At 64.8% G+C, this 16,047-nt stretch carries 17 protein-coding genes; all 17 read left to right on the top strand.

Features of this window, described 5'->3' with window-relative positions:
- The first annotated feature begins 788 nt into the window (after positions 1–788).
- The gene (locus ACYQ2T_RS04390) at positions 789–2,402 is read left to right on the top strand and encodes a DNA primase family protein (RefSeq protein ID WP_459898761.1); all 1,614 of its coding nucleotides are present in this window, start codon (positions 789–791) and stop codon (positions 2,400–2,402) included.
- A gap of 311 nt (positions 2,403–2,713) precedes the next feature.
- Positions 2,714–4,072, top strand: coding sequence for a primase-helicase zinc-binding domain-containing protein (locus tag ACYQ2T_RS04385; protein ID WP_459898759.1), 1,359 nt, complete (start codon positions 2,714–2,716; stop codon positions 4,070–4,072).
- Positions 4,073–4,074: 2 nt separating this feature from the next.
- A complete protein-coding gene (locus ACYQ2T_RS04380) occupies positions 4,075–4,617 on the top strand; it encodes a hypothetical protein (protein ID WP_459898757.1) in 543 nt (180 codons plus the stop codon).
- Positions 4,604–6,532: a terminase gpA endonuclease subunit gene (locus tag ACYQ2T_RS04375; RefSeq protein WP_459898755.1), complete on the top strand. Its 1,929-nt coding sequence runs from the start codon at positions 4,604–4,606 to the stop codon at positions 6,530–6,532. The genes ACYQ2T_RS04380 and ACYQ2T_RS04375 overlap by 14 nt, the downstream gene beginning before the upstream one ends.
- Before the next feature lie 5 nt (positions 6,533–6,537).
- Positions 6,538–6,774 carry an ogr/Delta-like zinc finger family protein gene (locus ACYQ2T_RS04370; protein WP_459898753.1) on the top strand — a complete coding sequence of 79 codons (237 nt, stop codon included), beginning with the start codon at positions 6,538–6,540 and terminating at the stop codon, positions 6,772–6,774.
- A 3-nt stretch (positions 6,775–6,777) separates the two neighbouring features.
- The gene (locus tag ACYQ2T_RS04365; RefSeq protein ID WP_459898751.1) at positions 6,778–7,266 is read left to right on the top strand and encodes a hypothetical protein; all 489 of its coding nucleotides are present in this window, start codon (positions 6,778–6,780) and stop codon (positions 7,264–7,266) included.
- Positions 7,267–7,557: 291 nt separating this feature from the next.
- The gene (locus ACYQ2T_RS04360) at positions 7,558–9,051 is read left to right on the top strand and encodes a phage portal protein (protein WP_459898749.1); all 1,494 of its coding nucleotides are present in this window, start codon (positions 7,558–7,560) and stop codon (positions 9,049–9,051) included.
- Positions 9,048–11,306 (top strand): phage major capsid protein, encoded by a 2,259-nt coding sequence (locus tag ACYQ2T_RS04355; protein WP_459898747.1) that lies wholly within the window; start codon positions 9,048–9,050, stop codon positions 11,304–11,306. The genes ACYQ2T_RS04360 and ACYQ2T_RS04355 overlap by 4 nt, the downstream gene beginning before the upstream one ends.
- Positions 11,307–11,316: 10 nt before the next feature.
- Positions 11,317–11,649 (top strand): DUF2190 family protein, encoded by a 333-nt coding sequence (locus tag ACYQ2T_RS04350; protein WP_459898745.1) that lies wholly within the window; start codon positions 11,317–11,319, stop codon positions 11,647–11,649.
- A 249-nt stretch (positions 11,650–11,898) separates the two neighbouring features.
- Positions 11,899–12,174, top strand: a complete 276-nt coding sequence (locus tag ACYQ2T_RS04345) for a hypothetical protein (protein ID WP_459898743.1) — start codon at positions 11,899–11,901, stop codon at positions 12,172–12,174.
- Positions 12,171–12,542, top strand: a complete 372-nt coding sequence (locus ACYQ2T_RS04340) for a D-Ala-D-Ala carboxypeptidase family metallohydrolase (RefSeq protein WP_459898741.1) — start codon at positions 12,171–12,173, stop codon at positions 12,540–12,542. Before ACYQ2T_RS04345 ends, ACYQ2T_RS04340 begins: the two co-directional genes overlap by 4 nt.
- A 9-nt stretch (positions 12,543–12,551) precedes the next feature.
- On the top strand, positions 12,552–13,121 hold the full coding sequence (locus ACYQ2T_RS04335; protein ID WP_459898739.1) for a hypothetical protein: 570 nt from the start codon (positions 12,552–12,554) through the stop codon (positions 13,119–13,121).
- Entirely contained in the window at positions 13,118–13,474 is a 357-nt protein-coding gene (locus ACYQ2T_RS04330; RefSeq protein WP_459898737.1) for a hypothetical protein, read from the top strand. Before ACYQ2T_RS04335 ends, ACYQ2T_RS04330 begins: the two co-directional genes overlap by 4 nt.
- Positions 13,475–14,263, top strand: coding sequence for a hypothetical protein (locus ACYQ2T_RS04325; RefSeq protein WP_459898736.1), 789 nt, complete (start codon positions 13,475–13,477; stop codon positions 14,261–14,263).
- On the top strand, positions 14,260–14,739 hold the full coding sequence (locus tag ACYQ2T_RS04320; protein ID WP_459898734.1) for a hypothetical protein: 480 nt from the start codon (positions 14,260–14,262) through the stop codon (positions 14,737–14,739). The genes ACYQ2T_RS04325 and ACYQ2T_RS04320 overlap by 4 nt, the downstream gene beginning before the upstream one ends.
- Positions 14,740–14,750: 11 nt before the next feature.
- Positions 14,751–15,707, top strand: coding sequence for a phage tail tube protein (locus ACYQ2T_RS04315; protein WP_459898732.1), 957 nt, complete (start codon positions 14,751–14,753; stop codon positions 15,705–15,707).
- Positions 15,707–16,042, top strand: coding sequence for a hypothetical protein (locus tag ACYQ2T_RS04310; protein ID WP_459900102.1), 336 nt, complete (start codon positions 15,707–15,709; stop codon positions 16,040–16,042). Before ACYQ2T_RS04315 ends, ACYQ2T_RS04310 begins: the two co-directional genes overlap by 1 nt.
- The last annotated feature ends 5 nt before the right edge of the window (positions 16,043–16,047 follow it).

Genomic DNA, 16,047 nt, shown 5'->3' with positions numbered 1-16,047 from the left:
CAGCTCGACTTTTGCTTCTCATCACTCTTCCCCTTGGTCGGCCTGCGATCATGACGCGGACGCCCTGCCGTCCGCGACCGCCGAAGGGCGCCGCCTTGGCCGCTCCCCCCTTCCCCCTCACATAAAAAGCACTCCAATCGTCCATTGCGCCTGCATCACGCGCTCGCGCCGCCAAGGTACTTCCGAAGACTCCTACCGACAGGGGTCGTATGCAGCGCGGTGTGTTTTTGCGCGTGGTTTTTTGAATGGGCGGGACAATGGGATTTTGGGGTGTTTCACGGAAAGGACGATTGGCGCGCATTCTGGCCTGACTTCTGCCGGAGGTGCCTATGTCTCCTAAGAATGAACAGCGCAAAGACGTGTACCCCAGGCCCGCTCAGGGCGAGGGGCAAGGCGCACAGAACCCTACCGGAGATATAGATGGTGCGCCGGCAGCGACCACGGGCAACGCGACGGCGGCAGCGACCACGGGCAGCGCGACGGCTGCCACAGTTCCTGCGGCAGCGGCTACGGCCAGCGCGAACACGGGCTTGGCACACGATGCCGCGTCTGGTGTGTGTGAAGACAATGCAAACAGCGCTGCGCCCGGTCCATACGAAGACCACGCTCCCGCCGCCCCCGATCACGCCGCCGGCGCGGAAGGTGCGGCGCAGATCGGGGGCGGGGATGGGGCGTGCTCTTCCGCTGCGGCCTCTACTACTCCCGTAGCCCCTGCAGCCTCTGTAGCCTCCGCACCCCCTACAGCCTCTACAGCCCCTGCAGCCACCGCCGCCGAAAGCGCCGGCAACGTGACTGACCTTGCGGCCATGCGTGAGAAGGTTGCCGCGCGCCGGGCCGAGGAGCTGGGGAGTGATCCGGACGAGGATGATCCGCAGCATGGTGGCGGCGGTGGCGGCTCTAACAATGTGGACTCCGCGTTTGTGCTGGCGTGCTGCGAACAGGAAGACCTTGGCCTTGGGCGGCTGTATGCCGCCATGCACAAGGGGCACTTCCTGTACGTTGGGCAAGGCCGGGAGTGGTTGCGCTTCAATGGGCACCACTGGGACATGGACCCTCACCCCGAACGCGCCCGCGCCGAGGTGGAGGCCGTTTCCGAACGGCTGCTTGACGAGCATTCCAAACTCGGCACCGCCGCGACGGAAGCGGAACAGGCTGGGGACAAAGACCTCGCCAAGTTCCACCGCGCGAAGCAAAAGCTCATCATGAAGCGCGTGTCGCGCATGCGCCGCCAAAACGGCCCCGGCGTTGTGCTGGAATTCGCTGCAGGCGGCCGCAACGGCCTCAGCATTTTCGGCGACGAACTGGACAACGCCGAATGGCTGCTTGGCTGCGCCAATGGAGTAGTGGACCTTCGCACTGGATTGCTGCGAGGGGGGCGGCCCGAAGACTACATCTTGAAGGCCTCCCCAACCGAGTTTGTCTATAACGCCCCGGCCCCGCGTTGGGAGCAGTTCCTGCGGGAAATCCTCTCCGATGATCAGGACATGGTGGACTACACCCGGCGACTGTTTGGCTCCTGCCTACGCTGCGGAAACAAGGAACACGTGCTGCCTGTACTCCATGGCAAGGGACGCAACGGCAAGTCCCTGCTGGTTGAGATGGTGCAGCACGTCCTTGGCCCGCTGGGCGGACCAATCCCTGCAGAAATGCTGCTGGACCAGAACGCCGCACGCAACGCGGATGCGCCCTCCCCATCCATCATGGGACTGCGCGGCATGCGCGCCGTCTTCGCGTCCGAGACTGACGAAGGCAGGCGCTTTTCCGCGTCGCGCTGCAAGTGGCTCTCGGGCGGCGACACCCTGACGGGGCGCTGGCCCAATGACAAGCGCTCCGTGACCTTTGCGCCGACGCATACCCTCTTCCTGCTGACCAACCACAAGCCACACGCCCCGGCGGACGACTTCGCCTTTTGGGAGCGGCTGCACCTTATCCCCTTCGAGCGGTCCTTTGTTGACCGCGAACCCAAGGACGAAACCGAAATGCGCCGGGACGACGGCCTGAAAGCGGCCCTTCTCAAGGAAGCGCCCGGCATTTTGTCCTGGCTGGTCCAAGGCTGCCTTGAATGGCAACGGGATGGCCTGAATCCCCCCGCCAAGGTCCGCGCGGCCACCGAGGACTACCGCCGCGACGAAGATCTGCTTGCCCTGTTCATAGACGACTGCTGCGAGTTGGTGCCCGCAGACGAAAACGACACCCGCACACGGACCAACGCCACGGAGCTATACGACGCCTTCGTGCGCTGGTTTGCCGTGAACATCTCGCGCAAGAAGCAATTCCCGCAGCGGAAGTTCGGCGCGCTGGCGCAACAGAAATTCGCCAAGCGCAAAGTCGGCGGCAAGAACTGGTACTACGGCGTGCTTCTGACCACCGAGGCGCGGGAGTCCATGCAAGGCTCACTGTAGGCAGGACCAAGGACCATACGCAGGAGCATTTGCCGCGCACTGCTCTACAGCGAAAAGCCCGGAACCACGGGGCCGGACAGGTGCGGCAGGACCATAGGATGAACCATGTGGAATCCGGTCTATTGCGGGGTTTTGGCTTTCAGTGGTGAATATCACCATCTTTCTTCCTTTCATCCTAGAGAAAGAGAAAAAGGATAGAATATGAAGATCTTAGAGACAGGACCAACAACAGGACGATGCAAGGACGAAGGTAGGACCATGAGGACCATGGCAAAAAATCGCGTTTTTTCCTTGGGTGGAGGGGGGCGGCGATGAATGTGCTGGAGCTGCTGCGGGCTGACGGCATCGTGCCCAAGAAGGCCGCCGACACCAAGGGCGGGGAGTACCATAGCCCCTGCCCGGCGTGCGGGGGGCGGGATCGCTTCCACTGCTGGCCCGCGCAAAACGACGGCGAGGGCAGCTGGTGGTGCCGCATGTGTGACGCCGGGGGCGACGCCATTCAGTACCTGATTGAGTTTCGGGGGCTGGACTTCAAGGCGGCAGCGCAGGCCGTGGGCCGGGACATCATCCCGGCCGCGCGGCGCACGCCCCCGGTGCGGCGGTCAAGCGCGCCGCGTCTGCCCAGCGCGCCGGCGCGGGAGCCAAGCGAGGCGTGGCGCGAGAAGGGCACCAAGCTGGTGGACAGCGCCCACGAGACCCTGCTGCGCACGCCCGAAGCGCTGGCGTATTTGGCAGGGCGAGGCATCACCGAGGACGCCGCGCAGCGCTACCGCCTCGGCTGGCTGCCCAGCGACGTGTACAAGCAACGCCCCGCGTGGGGGCTGCCCCCAAAGGAAAGCGCCAGCAAGCCCGGCACCATGACCAACACGCTGTGGATTCCCGCCGGCCTCGTCATCCCGGTGTACCGGGACCGCCAGCTGCACCGCGTGCGTGTGCGCCGGCCAAAGCCCGGCCCGTTTGGGCCACGGAAATACTACTGGGTGCCCGGCAGCGGCAACGGCACCTACGTCCTCAACCCCACGGCACGCGCCTTTGTGGTGGTGGAGGCGGAGCTGGACGCCATGCTCTGCGACGCTGCCACCGGTTCGGACGTGGGCGCCCTTGGCATCGGCACGCTATCGGCCAAGCCGGACCGCGCGGTGCATGAGCTGCTGACCAACGCCCTGTGCATCCTGAACGCGCTGGACTTTGACGCGGTGGACGCCGGCGTAGGCGAGGCCAAAGCGCAGGCGCAGGCCAAACTGCGCGAATGGTGGCAACGCGCCTATGAGCGCGCCCAGCGTTGGCCCGTTCCGGAAGGCAAAGACCCCGGCGACGCCTTTGCCCTTGGCGTGGACATCGGCGCGTGGATCCGCGCGGGCCTCCCGCCGGTGATGCTGCTGCCGCCCAAGACGCAGCGCCCTGCCCCAACTCCGGAGCAGACGCCGCAGCCCACGCACGCGCCTGCCCTGCCCGCCAACCTGCCCGCGCTGCAGCGCCTGCTGCGCGAAACGGGCATCGCGCTGACCTTTAGCGGCTCGCGCCCCTTTGCGGTGCCCAAGGGGCTGCAGGGGCATCACGGCATCATGAGCAGGCTCAAGGAGCTGTGCTTTCATGATGACGAGCTGGGCCAGTATCTGGACAACCACCCCGCCGGAGTCATCACGGCGGAGAACCTGACGGTGAGGTGACGATGACCACGCAGCGCACATTCAGGACGCTCAAGGACGTGGGGGCGTTTTTGGAGGGACAGGGCTTTGTGGCGAAGCGCTCCACCCTGTCGCGCCACAAGAAAAGCGGGCGCATCCGGCCAGAGAAAAGCGGGCACTACAGCGAAAAGCGCGTTCTGCAATACGCGCGGGACTTCTTAAAGCGCGCTGAAACCGGCCTGCGCGAGGCCGACGAAAACAGCGAGATTGCCCGCGAAAAGCAGCGCGAGGAAGTGCGCAAGCTCCGCGCCCAGGCAAACGCTGCCGAGTTCGATCTGGACGTAAAGCGCGGCAAGTACATCCCGCGCACGGAGGTGGAGCTGGCCTTTGCCGCGCGGGCGGGCGTGCTGGAAGCGCGGCTGAAGCAGCTGTTCATGGCCCGCGTGTCGGACTGGGTTTTCATGGTGGGCGGGGACGCGGCACGCGCGCAGGACCTGTTGACCACGCTCCAGGAGGAGCTGGACGCAGCCATGGACGAATACGCCCGGACGCAGGAATTCGAGGTGGAATTTGATGAAGCAGACTAGCGCAAAAACGCCAACACGCATTGTTGTTTCCGGCAAGTGGAAGCCCGAGGGCGCGCCGCGCGTGCACCGCTTTTGCCCCGCATCTGCCGAGCGCAAGGCCCTGCGCCGGCGCCGCGCCGTGCCTGTCTCAAAATGGGCGGAGCGGCACCGCGTGCTGACCATGTCCAGCATGCCCGGCAAGTGGCGCAACGACGTGACGCCCTACCTTGCCGGCATCATGGATGCCTCGTTTTCTCCCTGCGTGCAGGAAGTGGACGTGTGCGCCGCCCCGCAGGTGGGGAAAAGCGAGCTGGTGAACAACTGCATCGGCTACGCCATTGACCGCCAGCCCGGCCCGGCCATGTTCGTGTACCCGGACCAGATTACCGCCAAGGAGAACTGCATGGACCGCGTGCTGCCCATGATCTCCGCCAGCACGCGCCTGTCCACGTACCGCACGGGCGTGGCGGATGATGAGGCCTCCCTGCGCATCAACCTGCAGCATATGCCGCTGTATTTCAGCTGGGCGCGCTCCGCCAGCCGGCTGTCCAACAAGCCCGTCCGCTACATGGTGTGCGACGAGGTGGACAAGTACCCGGACACGGCAGGCAAGCGCGAGGCCGACCCCATCAGCCTCGCCAAGAAGCGCACCACCACCTACAAGTGGAACCGCAAAATCTGGACGCTCTCCACGCCTACCACGGAAAGCGGCCCCATCTGGCGCGCGCTGAATGCGGCGCAGGTGGTGTTCCACTTCCACGTGCGCTGCCCCAAGTGCGGGGCGTGGCAGCTGATGAACTTTGACCAAATCCGATTTGACAAGGACTGCCGCGACCCGGAGCGCATGGTGGCCGAGCACCTCGCCACCTACGAGTGCGAACTGTGCGGCGGGCACTGGGACGACGCCATGCGCGACCGCGCCGTGCGCCTTGGTGAATGGCGCGACAGAGTGACGGGCGCGGAGCTGCAGGCCTACCTGCGCGCGCACCGGCCCCGGCACGTCGGCTTTCATCTGCCAAGCTGGCTGTCACCCTTTGTGTCCCTGTCCGAGTGCGCGGCGGCATTTCTGCGTGGCCTCAAGGAGAAGGTGGCTATGCGCGACTTTATGAACGCGCACAAGGCCGAGCCGTGGGTGGAGTACACACAGGAGCGCAGCGAAGACCGCATTCTCCTCCTTCGCGACGACCGCCCACGCTATCTGGTGCCGGGCGGCGGGCAGGTGGCGTGCCTGACGGCAGGCATTGACACGCAGTCCGGACGCGGCGGCTATTTCGTCTACGAGATACGGGCGTGGGGCTGGGGCATGGCGCACGAGTCCTGGCAGATCTGCGAGGGCGAAATGGGCAGCTTTGAAGCGCTGGCCGAAGTGCTGTGGGGGCGGCAGTACCTGGACGCCGCCGGGCAGCGCTACCTTGTCCGCCTCGCGCTCATTGACGCCATGGGCCACTACACGGCCGAGGTCTACGACTTCTGCCGCGCGAACCGTGGCCGCATCCTGCCGCTCAAGGGCGAACGCACCATGAACCGGCCCCACGCGTTTACGCAGGTGGACACCTACCCCGGCACAAACAAACCCATCGCCGGCGGCCTCAAGCTGCTGCGCGTGAATACAACGCACTTCAAGAACGCGCTCAGCTCCAAGCTGGAAGTGCACCCCGCCGACCCTGGCGCGTGGCACCTGCACAGTGAAGCCACGGAAGACTGGGCGCGGCAGCTCTGCGCCGAGTACGTTGACGACAAGGGCCACTGGGTGTGCCCCGACCACAAGGCCAACCACGGCTGGGACGTCTCCGCCTACAACCTCGCGGCGGCTGATCTGCTGGGTGTGAAGGCTTGGACGCCGAGGGCGGCAAAGCCCAAGGCAGCCCGCACCGCACCGCACAAAACCGCAACACCGAACCCGTACACGGGCGGCCTCAACCATTTCAGGAGGTAGTCGGCATGAAAAAAGCCATCGTCATCGCCATGAGCAAGGCGCGAAGTGGGGTGGACTACTCACGCAAGGGCGGGGCAGCCTGCCCCCTGTGTGGCAAGCGTGTCCGCGTCTACTCCTCGCCCGCGTGGTCCGGCGGCATCAAGGTTCGCTATCACCATTGCGAAAATCCGTCCTGCCTGCTTAGCCAAATACGCACGACAATCAAGAGTATCGAAGCCGCTTCCGAAAGGGCTACGGGGTAAAGTATGCCGAAAATCGCACACAAAGCGCTAACGTTTTTACTTAGAAAAAATGCCAATTCCAGCACAAAAGTTGAAATCTACCCCGCCGAGCTGTGGGAAGGGCGTGCCGGTGCGGAGCCGGGGCTTTTCCGCGTCCGTGTAGACCGCGTATGGGACCACGCTACTGGCAAATGGACATTCCGAGATCTAGACGGCGTGCTTTCGCTACTGCGTGAATTAAGCATTACAGCCCTGGACGGTGAGCAACCAACAAAAGAAGCGCCCCCAGACCTGCCGCGAGGTAGCCGTGTGCGTATCCCGTCTGGTCAGGATGAGTTCGGCAACCCACTGTATACGCGCACCATGACCACAACGCCGCCGTTTCTAGCAATTGATGGGCATTGGTATTCGTTTGTAATTGGCAGCGAATTTACAAGCGCCAATGGTGAGTTGAGGCCCGTTCGTGTTGCTTCTATGAAGCCGTGTCAACCAGTTAAATTACCTAGTAAGTAACGACTTCCTTCACTTTCTTTTTTTCGCATGTGTAACGTGCCCCCAACTACACGAAGTTGGGGGCTTTTTTATGGCGAGTCTTTCCGAGCTGCGAGCAAGGTTGAAGAAGTTTGAGGACTGCCGGGATGCTCTTTTGGCCGGGTATCAGTCGTACTCCGTGGACGGGGTGCAGTATACGCGGGCGGGGCTGGGGCGGTTGAATGAGGCGATTGCGGACCTGGAGCAGCGCATAGAGATTGCGCGGCGCGGTGGGCGGTTTGGGTGTTCCACGGTGGTATTTGGGGGGCGGCGATGATTGGGCGGCCCCGGCCAGACCTGTGGACCCGACTTGTGGGCCGCACCATTGGCGTGCTCTCCCCCGGCCGCGCGTTGTCGTGGTCGAAAAAACGCATGGCGCTGCTCTCGTACTACGGCGGCGCAAAGTCCGGGCCGAACCGAAACTGGCGCCCCTCGCGCGGATCCGCCGATGAGATTATCCGCCGCGACTGGGTGGAGGTTGTCGCCCGTGCCCGCGACCTGGTGCGTAACTCCCCCCATGTGTCCGGCGCGCTGGACCGCGTTGTTTCCAACGTTTGCCACACGGGCATTCATCCGCAGGCGCGGCTTGTCGATCAACGCGGCGACCTGTTGGCCGAGCAGAACGCCGAGGTGGAAAAGCACTTTCGCGCGTGGGCCAAGGCCGTGGGGTGGCAGGACATCGTGGAGCTGGTTTTTCGTCACGACTGGACGGACGGCGAAAGCCTTTTGCATTTTTACCCTGACCGCGACCTGCTGGCGCGCGGCATCGTTCCCCTGGGCGTGGAAGTCATCGAGGCCGACCTGCTGGACGACTCGCTGCACGGCACCCTGAGAAACGGGCACACCGCCCGCCGGGGCATCGAGTTTGACCAGCAGGGCCGCGTGGTGGCCTATCACCTGCGCACCGCCCATCCCGGCGACCCGCAGGGGACCAGCCTTGAGGTCCGGCGCGTGGACGCCAGCGAAATTGTCCACGTGTTTGAACGCCGCCGCGCCAGCCAGACGCGCGGCATTTCCCGCCTTGCCGCCATGATTCAACTGATGCGCAACTATGACGAGTATCAGGACAGCGAGCAGATTGCCGCGCGTCTGCTCTCGGCCTTTGGGTTCTTCATCGAATCGCCCTACCCGGAAGCGGGGGCAGGAGCCCTCTGCGGCTTTGGCCCCGATGGCTACGGCCCCGGCGCAGGCGCTGACGGCGACGCCGCCACCGGGAACGTGCCGGACTTCGTGGAGCCCGGACGCATCTGCACCCTTCCCTCCGGCACCAAAATTCAGACCGCCGGAACCAACCGACCCAGCCAAGCCTACGAGCCGTTCTCCAAGCAGCAGCTGCGCACGGCCAGTGTTGCCGCCGGCATGAGCTACGAGGCCTTTTCTAACGACTACACCGACGCCAGCTATTCCTCGGCGCGCTCCGCCGCACTGGAGGAGCGCCGCAACTACGCGCGCCAGCAGAACTACCTGGTCCGCAAGGCCTGCGAACCCATGTGGACGCGATTCACCGCGTACCTGTCGGCGTTTGGCATTGCCAGGGGCATCCCGGCCGAGGTGCCGGTGAGCTGGCAGACGCCGGGCTGGCCGTGGGTGGATCCGCTGAAAGACGCCAAGGCAGCCGAGCTGGAACTCGGCCTCGGCCTGACCACGCGCCGCAAGCTCTGCGCCCAGCGCGGCGAGGACTTTGACGAGAACGTATCCCAGCTGGAGCGCGAAGAGCGGCGCATGCGCGAGGCAAACATTCCCCCCAAGGACAAGGAGACAGCATGAAACTGAAACCGAAGCCCGGCGAAAGCAAACAGGACTTTTTGCGCCGCTGCGCCGCCGCCTACACGGACGACGGCATGGCCCCCGAGGACGCCCTGCCCCTGTGCACCGCAGGCTGGAACGAGGCGCGCATGCAGCGTCTGGCCGCGTTTGTGGACGATGGACAGGCCACGCTGGCCGCGCCGGATGTGACCCTGCTGGAAGCGCCAACGGGTGACGACGCGGACACGGACGCGCCCCGGCGATTCTCCATCCTCGCCTACACGGGAAAGCTCATCGACTGGGGCTGGATGGGGCGCTTCATCATTGATCTGGACGGCATGCAGCTGGCGCAGGCCAAGGTGCCTGCCCTGCTGAACCATTCACGCGAGCAGATTGTGGGCACCATTGACCAGTCCACCACCGACAAAAACGGCTTTTACGTGTTTGGCGCGTTCTCAGCCGTGACGGACTGCGCCAAGGAAACGCTGGCCCTCGCCGAAGAGGGCGTCCCTTGGCAGGCCAGCGTGGGCGTGAATGCGCTGGAAATTACCCATCTGGAACGTGGCGCCAGCCGCGAGGTGAACGGCATCACCGTCGAGGGACCGGTAGACATCTGGGAAAAGTCTGAAGTGTTTGAAACGTCGTGGCTCCTGTTCGGCGCGGACGACGACACCGCAGCAACGGCGAACATGAATGCGGGCGGCACGCCCCGAAACCCTAACCCCAAGGAGGCTGACGTGAAGATCAGCAAGGAAATGCGCGCGGTTTTGGAAAAGGCCGGGCTGCCCGCCACGGCGTCGAACGACGAGGCCGTGCAGTTCATGGCCGGGCTGGATCCGGAGAAACTGACGGCCGCACTGGCGGCGCAGAGCGGCGAGGAACTGCAGCAGCCGAAGACCGGGCCGGCGCCCTCTCCGACTCCGGCCCCGGCCCCGGCCCCGGCAAACGCACCCGGCTCGGCCGCCACCCTGTCCGGGCAGGACGTGCTGGCCCTGCAGCAGCGCGGCAAGCGCCTTGGCCTGACGGATGAGCAGGTGACCAAAGCCCTTGGCGACCTGAACACCACGGTCGGCGCGGCCACGGACGCCCTGTTCACGTTGGCCGCCAAGGAAAACCCGCCGCTCTCCCCCACCATGCCCAGCATGGAGATGGGCGCCACCGCCCGCGACAAGCTGGTGCTGGCGGCATCCGACGGGCTGGCCATGCGCGTGCGCGGCGTGCAGCTGGAAAAGCCTGCCGACGGCGCCGAGGACTTCCGGGGCATGCGCCTGACGCGTGTGGGCGAAGCCATCCTGAGCGCCAACGGCGTGAATGTGAGCCGCTTGTCCGACAGGCAGGTGGCAGACATGCTGGTGGGCGCAGGTAGCCGCCAGCTCTCCAGCACCATCGGCTCCAGCTCCAGCGATTTTCGCCAGGTGATTTCCGCCACGGCAAACCGCGTGCTCCTCTCCGGCTATCAGCAGGCCGCCAGCACGTGGGAAGCCTGGTGCGCCATTACCGACGCCACGGACTTTAAGCCGATGGTGGGCGTGAACATTTCCGACCTGCCGGAGCTGCAGCCCGTTGGCGAAAACGGCGAGTACCAGCACGGAAGTCTGCGGGACTTTGCGGAACAGTATTCCGTGAACAAGTTCGGCATCAAGTTCGCCCTGACGTGGGAAATGCTCATCAACGACGACCTGCGGGCCTTTACCCGCATCCCCCTCATGTTCGGGCAGGCCGCGCGCCGCAAGGAAACGGAACAGGTTTACGGCAAGCTGGTCGCCAGCACGTGGATGATGAGCGACGGCAAGCCGCTGTTCCATACGGCGCACGGCAACGTCGCCACCACCGGGCTTGGCCCGGTGTCCAGCGCAGGCCTGACCGACTGCCGCAAGGTGATGCGCACCCAGAAAACCCCGCAGGGCGCCATCATGAACGTTGCGCCGGAATACCTCATCGTGCCCGCCGCGCAGGAAACGCAGGCGGACGTGCTGATGCGGTCCCTGGCGTCCACCGAGGGCGGCAAGAACGAGGGCGTGGTGAACCCGCACGCCGGCAAGATGACCCCCATCGTGGAGGGCTATCTGGACCAATTCAGCGAAAAGGCCTGGTACGCAGCGGCCAGCCCCTTCGCTACCGAACACTTTGAAGTGGCCTTCCTTGACGGGCGGCGCGAGCCGGAAGTGTTCGAGCGGGAGGCCTTCGACATCGACGGCATTGAATACAAGCTGCGCCACGTGTTTGGCGTGGGCTGCATGGGCTATCGCGGCCTGTTCAAGAACCCCGGCAAATAAGGAGAACCCCATGGCACAGAACCATATCCAAAAGGGCGCGGTGATGCCCTACGAAAATACGACCGAGCAGGACATTGCGTCCGGCTCCGGCATTGTGGTGGGCGCGCTGTTTGGCGTGGCCCTTGGCGACATCCCCGCCGGAGGCTGCGGGCAGGTGGCGCTGGAGGAAGTCTTTGAACTGCCCAAGGCCGACGCCGTGGGCATGACGCAGGGCGCGGACCTGTACTGGGACGCCACCGCCGGCGTGGTGACCACGGAAACCACCAGCACGCACCCCTGCGGCGTGGCCTTTGCCGCCGCCGACGCGGCCGACGACACGGTGCGCGTGAAGATTAACGCGTAGCTGTCCCAACGTGCAGGCTGCTCAAAAATGGTGAGATACAAGGCGCGAGAGAAGTTCAAGGCCGACGCGTATATGCAATACGCGAGGGTTTGGACTTGCCGAAGCAACGCCGCAGATTGCCGTTTTGGGGCAGCCTGACCCCTCCCCGGTCCGGCGCTTCGTGCTCCTGCCGGACCGGGGCTGAGGCGGGCGGCGGGCGGTGGATCCGCCTCCCCCCTCAGTGTGAACCGCAGCCCCGGAGGCCCCCACGTGACCGGACTTGAAACGACTCTGATTTCCGCTGGCTCCTTTGCCGTTGGCGTGGTGGGCACCATTGCTGCGATGCGGCGGCAGTTCGTGCCGCGCAGTGAGTGCGCCCTGCGCCACCAAGGCGTGACCGACAGGGACCGGGCGATTCTGGACGAACTGAAAAAGATCAAGTGCGGGCAGAACGTCCAGTTTGAAATGATCCGCAAGATCATTGTGCGGCTCGGGCTGGACCCCAAGGAAATGGACGAAATCCTCAACGTGAGAGGTGACGCATGAAGAACTATTTCAAGGCCCACGAACTGGAGTGCAAATGCGGGTGCGGGCGGGCCAACATGCACCCCGAGACCCTGCTGCGCCTGAACACTGCGCGGCAGATTGCGGACGTGCCCTTCATCCTGACCAGCGCCTGCCGCTGCAAAGCACACAACGCCCGCGTGGGCGGCAGCGCGGAGTCCGCGCACCTCGCCACGGATGAGCATGAATGCCACGCCGTGGACATCAAGGCCGTGGGCAGCCGGGCGCGGTTCCTCATCGTGTCCGGCCTCATCGCCGCCGGGTTCACGCGCATTGGCATCGGCAAGGACTTCGTCCACGCGGACGACGACCCGGACAAGGACCAGCGCGTGACGTGGCTCTATAGCTAGGAGGTGGGCATGAATCTGCTGACGACGGCAAAGAACCTTCTTTTCGGCGGCGACGGCAAGGGCGCTGTGGGGTCCATCATCGATGCGGTGCAGGACTACTTTCCCCCAAGTATGAGCGAGGCGGAAAAGGCCCAGCTCTCCATGCGCATCAAGGACGCCGAGCACCAGCGGAACATGGACCTGATGGACCGCGCGGCGCAGATGGTGGCGGCATTCAATGACCGCATCAAAGCCATGGAGGGAACGGCCAAAGACCTTGCGCAGTTTGGCCTTATTGGCCGGGTGATTGTGTTTTTGCGCGGGCTTCAGCGCCCGGCCTTTGGCTTTATGACGTTGTGGGCGGACGTTGGCGTATTTACTGGGCGCATATCCATCACCATGCAAACGCCGTCCATGTTCCGGGATGGGCAGTTGGTGCCCGGCTCGTGGACGCCCGAGGGTGTGGCCTTTGTGGGGCTGAACTTTCTTGTGCTGACGTTCCTTTTTGGCGAGCGGGCCATCAAGAACGTGATGCCCATTGTGCTGGAATTCTTCCGCGCGCGGGGGCTGATGCGTGAAGAAAAGGCGGCGGCGAAATGACGACCCCGGACTTCATGCGGCGTGACGCGCGCGTGATTCTTGGCGGCCCCGGCGCCGAAGCGGTGGTGTACGCGCCCCGAGGCGGCAAGGCCGCGAGCGTGCCGGCACTCCTCAACCGGGAGCCGGACATGGCGTCCGCGCCGTCTGGCGTTGCCAACGAATTCGGCTACGCGCAGGCCTTGTGGGCGCTGGCCCTCATCCACGCCGAGGACATCCCCACGCCCCGGCGCGACGCCGACACCCTGACCGACGAAAGCGGCGCGGTGTGGACCGTGCGCCGGAGCGGCCCGGCCATGTGCGGGGCTATGTGGCGGCTGTGGTGCTCCCGCGGTGAACGCGGAGGGCACAGGTAAATGCTGCGGCAAAACACCGGGCTGCCCGCACCGGGACGCGGGAACACGCTGGTGCGGATGGACGGCGACGCCGGGCCATTCATGCATTGGCTGGCCGAAACCTTCCCCAAGGAATTTGACCGGGCCGTGCGCTCGCAAGGCTACTGGCTGGCCGGACAGATCAAGACCGCCATGCGCTCCGGCGGCAAGACCATCGGCCAGCGGTGGGCGGACCGCTCCCTCATTAGCGTCTATCGCCCCATTGAACGCGGGCAGCGCGGCCTGATCAAAAAGAGCTGGAAGCGCAAGCAAAAGAGCTGGAGGCGCAAGAAACTGCGAAACGCCGGCAGCCTTTCCGCCGCCCTCACCACGGGCAATCCGTACCGGCGGCTGGGCCGGCCTGGGCATAAGCAGGCCTTCGGCTCCGGCAAGATGATTGGCAGGGGCGGTGTACGCTACAACTACAACCCCCAAAAGATGCAGCTGACCGTGGGCTTTCTGGGACGCACGGCGCCCTTTGCCAAAATGCTGCAGGGCGGCCTGCTGGGCGAGGCCGGGAGCTTTCCCTTCAAGCGCCGCCAGCCTGTGACGCCCGCCATGCGGCGCATGTTTTGGGCTGCCGGCATCCCCATCGCCAAGGAAACCACATTTATCGAAAACGAGCCGCGCCCGCTGGTGGCGCCGCTGTTCGCGCAAAAGGAAAACGAAATCGTGCAGCGCGTGGAGTACCGCATACAGGCCTATCTGCGCGGATTCCACGCCCGCGAGGCCTCGCGCTACGTCAACAGACTGCTCAAGGAGGGCGCATGAACTTTCCCAAACTGACCGACATCACCGGCGCGTGGGTGCAGGCGCTGCAAACAGACGCAGCGCTGAGCGCCTTTGCCGAGGCGGAGCTGGGCAAGCTGCCTGTACTCTTTGACGGCTCCGACAGCCGCCACCCGCCGTCCGTAGAGGATTGCCCATGGATTGCCATTGAGGGCCTCGCCGACAGCACCGGACTGGAGAACGCCCGGCCCTCGTACACGCTGGTGGTGGTGTGTTGCGTGTCCGCCGAGGAAGCCGGACGGACGCCTGCAGGAGACGACGGGCGAGTGGTGGTCTACCCGGCCATCGGCCAAGTGGAGGAGCTGGCCGCGCTGGTGCTGGACGCCCTCTCCCGCACGCCCTACCTGCCGCAAACGGTGGAGGGAGAACTTTTCCCGGATGCCTATCCGCTGGTGATGAAGGGACTGGAAATCACAACCGCAACCGACGCCGTGCTCGACGGCTCGCGCGACTGGTAGGAGGTACGCGTATGAATCCGCAGGCCAGAGGCTACAAAAGCCGCATCGCTCTCGACTTTGAAAAAGCATTCCGCACGCCGCCGGACATCCCCGGCGCCGTGGTTGTGCCCATTAACGGGTACAGCGTGCGGGGCAGCCGCGCCAAAAACAACAGCGACACCATCACGGGCACGCGCAACCCCGTGATGCCCTTTGACGGGAATCTGGATGTATCCGGCCAGGTGACGGTGCCCGTGGACTCCTGCGCATTTTGGTACTGGCTGACGGCCGCCTTTGGCGCGCCCGAAACCACGGGCACGGGACCGTACACGCACACGTTCACCGTAGGCGACTCCCAGCCGAGCATGATTCTGGAGAACCGCTTTGCCACCACGCCCGTGAGCTACGCCACCTGCGCGGGGTGCAAGGTGGGCAGCCTGTCCATGAGCGTGGGCGGCGACGGCGAGCTGACCGCCGGGCTGGACATCATGGGCGCCACCGAGGAGTTTTCGCCGTCGCCCTATCAGGCCGACCCCACCCCGCTCTCCCTGAAACGCCTGAACAACTTTCAGGCCAGCGTGAAAGAAGGTGGCCAGGTGCTGGGCATCGGCACGGCGATGGACTTTGACATCAACTTCAATCTGGACGGCGACGGCTACGTGATTGGTGGCGGCGGCGTACGCGGGGACATCCCCGAGGGGCTGCTGTCCGTCTCCGGCTCCATGACGTGTCTGTTCACGGATATGACCCTGCTGGACAAGGCCATGACCAGCGAAGAAACGAGCCTTGAAATCACCTTTGACGGCGGCGCGGACTCGCGCCTGACGTTTGCGTTTAACGAGGTGCAGTTCTCCCGCCAGACGCCGGGCGTGGACGGCCCCCAAGGCATCCGGCTGGAACTGCCGTGGCAGGCCTATCTGGACGACCACGCGGGCGGCTCCGCCGTTGTGGTGACCCTGACCAACAATGACGCCCACGAGGTGCTGTAATGGATATTACCCTGACGAACGGCGAGGCCTTTTCCATCGCCTCCCTGAGCCGCACGGACGCCAAGGCCATGAGCCAGCGTGAACGCGCCCTGGACCGGACCGACGAAGACGCCGTGAACGACCACGTGGACGCGGTGCTGCACGCCGCCTACGGCGAAGCCACGTGCCAGACGCTGAGCGAAAGCAACCGCGACACGCTGGCGGTGTATCACGCGACAATCGCCTTCACCTATGGTGCCACCGAAGAGGCCATAAAAAACTTGTTTCGGTCTGGGAATGGGAGTCCGACCCAGACCGAGCAGCCTACTGCGCCGACTGCCGAAAGCACCACCTAGGCCCG

It is taken from the genome of Desulfobaculum senezii (genome assembly GCF_054657395.1).
The sequence above is the reverse complement of the archived record's forward strand: the minus strand, read 5'-3'. Positions and strand labels throughout refer to the sequence as shown.